The 8,794-nt window shown below is 31.6% G+C and carries 9 protein-coding genes; all 9 read left to right on the top strand.

Annotated elements, in window-relative coordinates:
- Positions 1 to 687 precede the first annotated feature (687 nt).
- Positions 688 to 1,005, top strand: coding sequence for a contact-dependent growth inhibition system immunity protein (locus tag A374_RS00160; protein ID WP_007200141.1), 318 nt, complete (start codon positions 688 to 690; stop codon positions 1,003 to 1,005).
- A 67-nt stretch (positions 1,006 to 1,072) separates the two neighbouring features.
- Positions 1,073 to 1,543 carry an SMI1/KNR4 family protein gene (locus A374_RS00155; RefSeq protein ID WP_007200140.1) on the top strand — a complete coding sequence of 157 codons (471 nt, stop codon included), beginning with the start codon at positions 1,073 to 1,075 and terminating at the stop codon, positions 1,541 to 1,543.
- Between the two features lie 1,252 nt (positions 1,544 to 2,795).
- Entirely contained in the window at positions 2,796 to 3,590 is a 795-nt protein-coding gene (gene imm47, locus A374_RS00145) for an Imm47 family immunity protein (RefSeq protein WP_007200138.1), read from the top strand.
- Positions 3,591 to 4,045: 455 nt separating this feature from the next.
- Positions 4,046 to 4,444, top strand: a complete 399-nt coding sequence (locus A374_RS00140) for a hypothetical protein (RefSeq protein ID WP_007200137.1) — start codon at positions 4,046 to 4,048, stop codon at positions 4,442 to 4,444.
- A 556-nt stretch (positions 4,445 to 5,000) separates the two neighbouring features.
- Positions 5,001 to 6,014 (top strand): phosphotransferase, encoded by a 1,014-nt coding sequence (locus A374_RS00135; protein WP_007200136.1) that lies wholly within the window; start codon positions 5,001 to 5,003, stop codon positions 6,012 to 6,014.
- 78 nt (positions 6,015 to 6,092) lie between these two features.
- Complete coding sequence (locus A374_RS00130) at positions 6,093 to 6,254, top strand: hypothetical protein (RefSeq protein WP_156793079.1); 162 nt, start codon at positions 6,093 to 6,095, stop codon at positions 6,252 to 6,254.
- 4 nt (positions 6,255 to 6,258) lie between these two features.
- Complete coding sequence (locus A374_RS00125) at positions 6,259 to 6,789, top strand: ankyrin repeat domain-containing protein (RefSeq protein ID WP_007200135.1); 531 nt, start codon at positions 6,259 to 6,261, stop codon at positions 6,787 to 6,789.
- A gap of 96 nt (positions 6,790 to 6,885) precedes the next feature.
- A complete protein-coding gene (locus A374_RS00120; protein WP_007200134.1) occupies positions 6,886 to 7,107 on the top strand; it encodes an immunity protein Imm33 domain-containing protein in 222 nt (73 codons plus the stop codon).
- Positions 7,108 to 7,409: 302 nt separating this feature from the next.
- Entirely contained in the window at positions 7,410 to 8,279 is an 870-nt protein-coding gene (locus A374_RS00115; protein WP_007200133.1) for a phosphotransferase family protein, read from the top strand.
- Positions 8,280 to 8,794: the final 515 nt, after the last annotated feature.

Below are 8,794 nucleotides of genomic sequence, written 5' to 3'. Positions count from 1 at the left end.
AAACTTACGACGGTAAGTGGGTAATACCAAGTGAAAATTAGTTCGAGAGCAATTAGCACAACGACGACAATGATTCCTGTTTTTTTAGTATTTGACATAAGATAATCTCCCTACTATTTTTTTGACTGGAGTTTGAGGTCATTTTGGTGCAAAATTAGTTTGTAGCCAATTACCATTTTCTGATATTAAGCATTTTTTACCCATTGATTAACATGGTTAAACTAAGAACTTATTTTGATGGAAGCGTATAAAAAAAATTTGATAGAGTTCCGTTTGGGATAGTAAAGGGACTAACTAGCCTATTTGTGAGGATAATAGATGTACGATTTCATTAATCACAAGCGGCAAAATTAAGAAAAATGATATGGAAGGATTGGACGAGCTGCATGATTAAGCAATGAGCTTGTAGAAGAAGACGCGCCTAGAAAGATATTCGGATATCGCAGCGTTCAAAACGTTTATAGAATTATATTGGTATGCCAACATCAAAATAAACAACAATTTTAAGGGATAGCCGACCGAACTTTGATACCAAGGGCATTATCTTAATACGTCTATTTTCGTCCTATGATCTGCACGGTGTGCTTTAAAATATTAACTTTCATTTCTAACTGTTTTTATAACGCAATCAATTCTAAAAAATAATACTAAATAGGATATCTGGTTTTATAGAAAGAAGGGTAGTTTATGGATGAAATTTATAATTACTTAGAAGAGTTGGAAGATTTTTTAGGTGGAACATTTCATCAAGACATCCGTTCTCCAGAAGAAGCATTAGATGAGTTTTTAAATGAAGCTAGCCTAGAGTGTTTTATTTCAACAATAAAGGGTTGTGAGATGTTTTTGAATAGTCATTTAACAAAACAGAAAAAAGAACATATTATTCAAAATAATGTCGAAGTTTATTTTCCAGCTATTGCATTAAATCCTCTAGAGTGGCTAAATAAATTAGTAGAGAAAATGAAAGAAGGAGTGAGAACAAAATATAAAAATGATACATGGTAAACCACCTTTGAGAGATACAGATCTGAAAATAAGCTAATGACTTTTAATATGAGAATGGAGGATTAAAGTGAGTGTTGAAACTTATCAGAAAGCAAAGCAAATTATTCATGACAATGAAGATTTGGCTGACTTTATTGGAGGGCGGTCAAATGAATTAATAAAATGGGCTGAAGAAAAGCTAGGTGTCAAATTTACTGGGCTGTATTTAGATTATTTACAAACTTTTGGAGTAGGAAATTTCGGTTCTCAAGAAATTTATGGAATAATTAATGATAATTTTGAAAATTCTTCTGTTCCTGATGCAATTTGGTACACATTAACGGAAAGAAAAGAAATTAATCTACCTAATAATCTTCTTGTTATTTATGATACTGGGAGCGATGAACTTTTTTGTTTAGATTTTAATCAACTTGATGAAAAAGGGGAACCAAAGGTAGTATCTTTTGTGCCTGGTCTTGATTTGGGAAGTCAAAGTTATGAACTAATTGCTAATGATTTTGGTGATTTTTTATTAGATTTAGTTATGCAAGAAGTATAGCATGGAATTTGAACCATGATTGGTGATGGAAGGTGGATATGCAGGAGGACGGGCAACATTTGGCTATATGAGACAAAAAGGTGAAAAAGAACTGAAGATCCATAACAGTCATGTAGAAGTTCCGTGTTTTATGCGTACTACTAATTTGAGAAACATTTTTGATCCGGTACTTTTCCATATTTTCTTGGTTTGACGTTTTTGCCCATGCAAAAACACCTCCGAATGTTTTCTTAGTTTCAGTGTAACATTTCGAAGGTGTTTTATTGTGTTTCACTTATTTAGGTTAGTCTAGTATTTAGGCTTCTTGCTTTTTTTTGGTGTGGGTGCAATCTATAGTGTGTAAGTCAAGAATTGGTATGCTGCGGTATTTATTACTGAAGAAAGAGTATTGGAACATTGGGAAAGAAGGGTACCTATAAAAGGATTAGCTTCAAAATTTCGTGCGAATCCAGATGAAATCATGATTGCCTACAATCAAGTACATATTGATCTTTAACATCAAAAGTGCACTTATATAAGTAGCACTTTTTTATTGGACTTTTCCCTAGTTCTACCATAGGACTTTAGAATTGTCTAACTTTAATATTTGAGAGAATGGACTTATTGATAAGTAATTATTTTCCTTGGATACTAGATGTAAGATTTATTATTTTAAAGGTTATCATTAATTACAATGAAGATCTCATAGAGAGAGGATTACTATGAGTGAATTACATGATAGTAAAATTTGAAATTATCAAGTAGATTTGGAAAACTCGATAATTTATATGAAAGTAGAAAAAGCACAAGATAAGCATTTATCAATTTTATTTGAAGGGTTTTTTGCGTTTAATTTTGAAAACCAATGATCTGACAGCATACTTTTTGATAGTGTTGAATAAGATGTTGATTCGTTTACTTCAGAAAACAAAGAGTTGTTACATAAAAAAAAAGAATGATCTTTGGCCAATGGATTATGAAAATGTTGAGGAATTAATGAAGTATATGAAAGAAAATAGGTACCATTACTATAAATTGTATGCTTCGTACGGATTAAATGGATGGGTTCTTTCTAAGGGAATACGCTTCGATGAATAAAATGGATTGAAGATTGCAATTTATTATCGTAAATGAACGAATACACCTTGATTGGCTAATTTAGAGAATGAAGATGCACTATTTTTATGGTAATAATGTGGTTACTACTTTCCAAAAAAAAGTATTGAAATGGCAACGAGATAAAGGTACTTCAATGAATAAAAGTAGGTAATTTATGCGAGAAAGAGAGAATCTTATGAATAGCATATGGTTTGGAGAAAAATCAACTGTAACCCAATCTGAAATTAAAGAAAATATATTAAAAGCTGTTACAGAAAAAGAAGCTTTATGTAACTTAATAGAATTATATAAAATAGGAGATTTTTCGCAAAAACCTTTATTGATTCAATTAATGAATCAGACCAAAGATGAAGCTGTTTTGAATTTATGTATTAGAGTCTTTTTAGCTGTCGCAACACATGATGATTTGAGGGATACGAATAATTTCCGATTTCTTAGTAGGGCTACAGAAGAAACAATAAATACTTTTGCATCAGCAGCTGTGACGTCACTTTCTCTTGAGATCATTCCTTACTTATTGGCGTTGCTAGAAGAATGGGAAGACATTAGTGGTACAGTTGTTATTATTAAAGATTCAATTGACTTTTTTCTAGGTTTTGAAGATGAGGTTGGAGAAGAAGCAACTATAGACGAAATAGGAAACGTTTATTTTAATTATTGTGATGAGAATGATTTGGAAAGCTATTATTTTGAAAAAATACCAGCTTTTCCTGGAGATTTAACTAAAATGTTAATGCAGAGAGTTATGGTTGCAATGAATCATAATGAGCCATTAGAAATGGAATTGATTCCATCTTTATTATCGATCTGGACCGGTGAGAAAGTACCAGGAGAGTACGACACGAGTGTTAGTACAAATCTTTTTAAACATTTTATTGAGTATGTAGATAGACTTTCAACAAAAAAATGGGAAAAGGGACAAAAATATTTTTATGGATTCAAGCTGTAGAGAAAAGAAGTATTCAACTTATATTTAGATGTAAGGAGTATTTAGGAGCTTACTGTTTTTCACTTCTTTCCAAACATTCTATAAGGAATTTGAAATAAATTGATAAGGAAGATTTGTGAAGAAAACGGTTGAAACCTGGCTACCGTCTCCCGAGTCATGTGCAAAAAACATGATTCGGGATTTTTTATATCCTCGTTTGCTGCCATAAAAGACATGAAGGCGGAGCCGCTTTAAGACGGGTACATGCACGAAGGCTTTCTGTAGCATGAAATCACACCCGGGCTTGCCTGACGAACAACGTGAAACAGTCCATCACATCAACCAACTGCCCACATTGAACCTTCAGCCAGCTATCAGCAGATAGAAGTGAGATTGATAGCACTCCCAACTATTGAAATTCAAGACGGGAAAAATAATATTAAGTTTCGTTATTAATTGCAATAGGAGGAAGAGTATTGGAACTTTGGGAAAGATGGATACCTATAAAAGGATTAACTTCTAGATTATATAATGACTCTTTTATTGATAATAAAGAGGGTATAATTTTAGAGTTTAGTGATGAGGAAGATAAAAAGAAAATTGTATTTACGTTTGAAGAGGGTGTACTTTCCTATAGAAATACAGATGAAGGTTCATTACTAAAAAAACTAAATGAGTTAGAGCAACAATACGATACAGAATTTTATAGCGAGTGGACGTTATTTAAAATCAAAAACTCTGAATATTTAAAGTGGTTTCTAGAAGAAAGTTCGGGTATTTACGAGCCTGATCAAATAGAACATTATGTGTTTTTAACACCAAATGATGTAATAGAAATTTTAGCAACATGCACTCCAGGTATTGTAGAAAGGTGAGATTATTATGAATGTTTTAGAAGGATTTTTGCAGACAGACATTAATACACAGGATTGATATGAAGATCATCAGATGTGAAGAATTTGAGGAAATGAATATATAATATTTCCGGAATATTTAGTTGCAGATGGTGAACGAGAAATACACGGAGCAACACCTTGAAACAAATGACTCAAGAATTTTACCTGCTTATTTTTTTCTTGGAACATAAGAGTACTATTCTATAAATTCATGTTCGGCAAATCTTGTTTAAGGGTACTTCTAAGAACGCAGTAAGTAGGAGAACTAAGAAATCTTAAAAACGCTGAAAAAGTGTATGAGGAGACTTTGCAGGTAAGGGTACGGATTTTACAAGAACAACTTCAGACGTTCATGCGATTTCAATGAATACAGTAATTTTAGAAATTGAAATTCAACGCATCAAAGACTCCAATTTTTAATAAGGTGAAGTTAAATTTACTTTTTATGGTATTATTTATACGAAGGTCTTTTCAGCTCACGAGCAGGATTATTTAAGAAGAACAATTTTTTAATGGCTAAAAGGTAGGTGAAAATATGAGTGATACAGAATATAAATTAGAATTTAAGAATTTGTGTCAAACGTCTCAACTTGGTGAGTTAATAAATATCCCTGAACCTATTTCAGGTGGGCTATTACATAGAATGTATTACATTCAAACCAATCAAGGGAAGTATGCAATAAAATTATTAAATCCTCAAATAATGCTTAGACCAAAGGCAATGCAAAACTATATCAATTCAGAAAAGATAGCTAATTTTGTATCAACTAAGATACCAGCTCTTCCATCAAAAAAAATTAATGGTGGCTTTATTCAGCAAGTAGATAGTCAATTTTATATTGTTTTTAATTGGATAGAGGGTAAAAGTCTGAAACAGGATGAAATTGATGAAAGTCATTGCGAAAAAATAGGTGGAATACTTGCAGATATACACAGAACTGATTTCTCAGAGTTAGCTATACCCAATGAGAAATCTGATATTGAAGAACCAACTGATTGGAATTACTATTTGCAAAAGGGTAAAGAAAATCGATTAGAATGGGCTGAGATACTCCTTAATAACCTCGATAGCCTATATGATTGGAATTCATCTGCAATAGAAGCATCAGAATTACTTTCATCAAATATGGTAATCAGCCATAGAGACTTAGATTCTAAGAACGTTATGTGGCACTTTCATAATCCAGTCCTTATCGATTGGGAATCAGCTGGTTTTATAAATCCGATGCAAGATTTAATTGAAACGGCAATCTACTGGTCTAAAAATGAAAAAGGAGAAATAAATAAACAACGATTTTTTACTTTTATAAGTGGATATAAAAAGAGATATGGTGAACTACCTTCCTACTGGAAATTGGTCTTAGCAAATGGATACTTAGGCAAATTAGGATGGCTTGAGTATAGTTTAAAACGGTCTCTAGGAATTGAATGTTCAGACAAAGAAGAACAGCAGCTGGGAACTACCCAAGTAACAGGAACAATATATGATATTAAGAGTTATGCAAAGCAGATTCCTAAATTATTGGGTTGGTTGGATAATGAGTTATAAAACCAAATTTCTGCCACTACACAACTATCTGATAGCCCCCAAGTGTATGCAGTTATTACAATAATCAGTGTGGTATTATTGCCTGTAGCTTATGTATTATTTGGTTTTCTGGCTCAATATATAGGAATTGGGTTTTCTATTGCTTTGGGAGGATTAATAGAATTTATGGCAGGCTTATATGTTCTATTCTTTACAAAACTGGCAAAGGTAAAAGAAACTGATATAAATGAGGTTAAATAAGTAAATGGATATTCATAAATCTGATTTTTGGACGGTTATAAAATTTGGGAACCTCAGAAAATTTATGGAGAAGTTGAATGTTGAAAATAAAGCTATTGAAGAAGTGGTAAACGCTGTTAATGAAAACGGTATAAGTTTACTTGAAGAATCCTTGATTAGTAGAAAGTTTGATATCGCTCTTTTTTTACTAGGTCTTGATGCAAATGTTAACATTATTTCAAATGACGGTTATAATGAATGGCACTTTTTAGCAGCTAATATCAACTGTATCGGTGCAATAGACGTGGCTAATCAATTGATTGAAAGGGATGTTGACTTAAATTTAAAAGATAAAAAAATTGGAAATTCTGCAATTATGTCTCTAGTGCAAGAAGTGTTAAAGGAACGTACAAAAGAAGGATTCGATTTTATTCTACAATGTTTAGAAAAACGTCCGAATTTTAATGATGAAAATAAATTTGGTTATTCATTAAGGAAAATAATTGAAGAACGTGGTACTGAAGATCTGAAAAAAGTTATGGAGATGATGAGTTAAAAAAAGCAGTGGATTAGGTGGGTGTGTTGTATCTAATAATATTTAAAAGGGATTGGTCAATTAAAATGGTGTATTAAAGAAGAACCTGAAAACAAGTTGGATAATGGGTGGAGAATTTTTTCAGATATTGATACGGAGAATTTTCTTGCAGATGCGTCTAATATGTCAATTTTTTACTGGGGGACCATTTTCGAATTAGAGCCTGCAATAATGACTATTTTCGAAATGCCAATTGGTACAGAACTTACATTATTAAATGAAAATAATAAAAAGTATTTTGTTTATACTAACTCGGGAGAAGTGGTGGGTTTTCAATAGTGGCTGTAATGGCTATTTTAGAAATCGAGGCGACCATTTATATGCTTACAACTCTCGTAATTGAGCAAATAAATAACTCACTTCAACGTTCGATGAAATGTTTATCAAACAGTTCCAATATTACATAAAGACCATTTTGTCTCAGCTACATAGAAATTTCGCAGTTATTCAATTTAAGGATGCGTTGATCCAAGAAGGATCAACGCATCCTTAAATTGAATTTATTGAACGTAGCAGGATTGTTGAAAGAAAAGAATTATGAAAAAGAGAAATTTTTCTAACTTAAACTTTTAGGAGGAGCCATGAAAAGTTTACCTGTTCTTGTTGAGTCTTTTTTTAATAACAACGATGTAATTATTAATTCAATAGATGGGTTGAGTGGAGCTAATCCAGAAAGAGGAGTGTTTTCATACAGAATTAACTCAATAAATAAATCTTACATTTTAAAGAATTGTACCCAAAAGAGAGAATTTGATATTTATACCCAGCATGCATCCTTTTTTAAAAATAATAACATCAATATCCCTGAGATCTACTTCTTTTGTGAAGAAGATGGGGAGAATTGGATTATTATTGAGCATATTCCGCATCCATTCCCAAAAAATCGTTGGAAAGCAGATACAGAACAAATATTCCAACTGTATAAATTACATTCAAAGAGTTTGAACTCCGATATTAAAATAAATGATCCTTATCAATTTATCTGGGATGAGGAGTTAACAGAAAGAGTTCAATATTTACTACCTATTGAATTAAATGCGACTATAAGTCACATAAAGGAACAATCTCAAGTTATATTTACACAATTTTGTATCATTTCTGGTGATTCAAATCCAACAAATTGGGGGGTCAGAGATAATGGCATTTTAGTGTCATTTGATTTTGAACGTATTGGATATGGTAATCCTGCAATTGATTTAGCTATTACTATGCCGGGATTTGGAAGTGAAGATGGGTCATTAGAATATGAAATTGCAAAAAAATACATTTCATATTGGAGAAATAATACTATTACATTTCCTTTTTCAGTTGATCAATTAACAAAACAGATTAAAATGGCAAAAGTGTGGAGTGCACTAGATTATTTGGCAAATAATTATAAAACAATGAATCAACAGAACCTAGCCTCATTTCTTCAACAATTAATGAATAGGTTGAAAGTTCATTCTTGAGTTAGGATCAGTATCAGGACCCAGATGGACTGCACAGATAAAAATAAGGAATAAACAGTTAAAATCAGATGGAACATGGACGAAAAATCAATCTTTAAATGAAGTTCATATTCCGATATAAGGAAAATGAAATATGGATATAAATGAATTGAAAATCTACCCGATAGAATACCTACTGAAACACTACTATCAATGTTTCAAAATGCATTAGACCACTTTAAAAATAATAATGACAAAAATGACTTTTTAGTAATCCTTAGTCAACTAACAGACAGACAAGTAATAACATACGAGTTATTAAGAAGTGATATACGAAATGAGATTGATCGTATTCTCACTAGATTATGGAATACAGATTCCTATGATGAAGTAGATATTATTCTTTCTATTGTAGTTAATCTCGGTCTAGAAATTTGCTTTAATAAAATAAAAGAATTCTTGAAACAGTATAAAGATATAGATCAATCAATCCTAGATGAAATTGGTATGTCAACACCAAATTAAACAACAATTTT

The organism is Fictibacillus macauensis ZFHKF-1 (assembly GCF_000269865.1).
In the GTDB taxonomy this organism is placed as follows: Bacteria; Bacillota; Bacilli; order Bacillales; family Fictibacillaceae; genus Fictibacillus_C; species Fictibacillus_C macauensis.
Note: the sequence above shows the minus strand (reverse complement) of the source record. Positions and strands in the feature narration are given on the sequence as shown.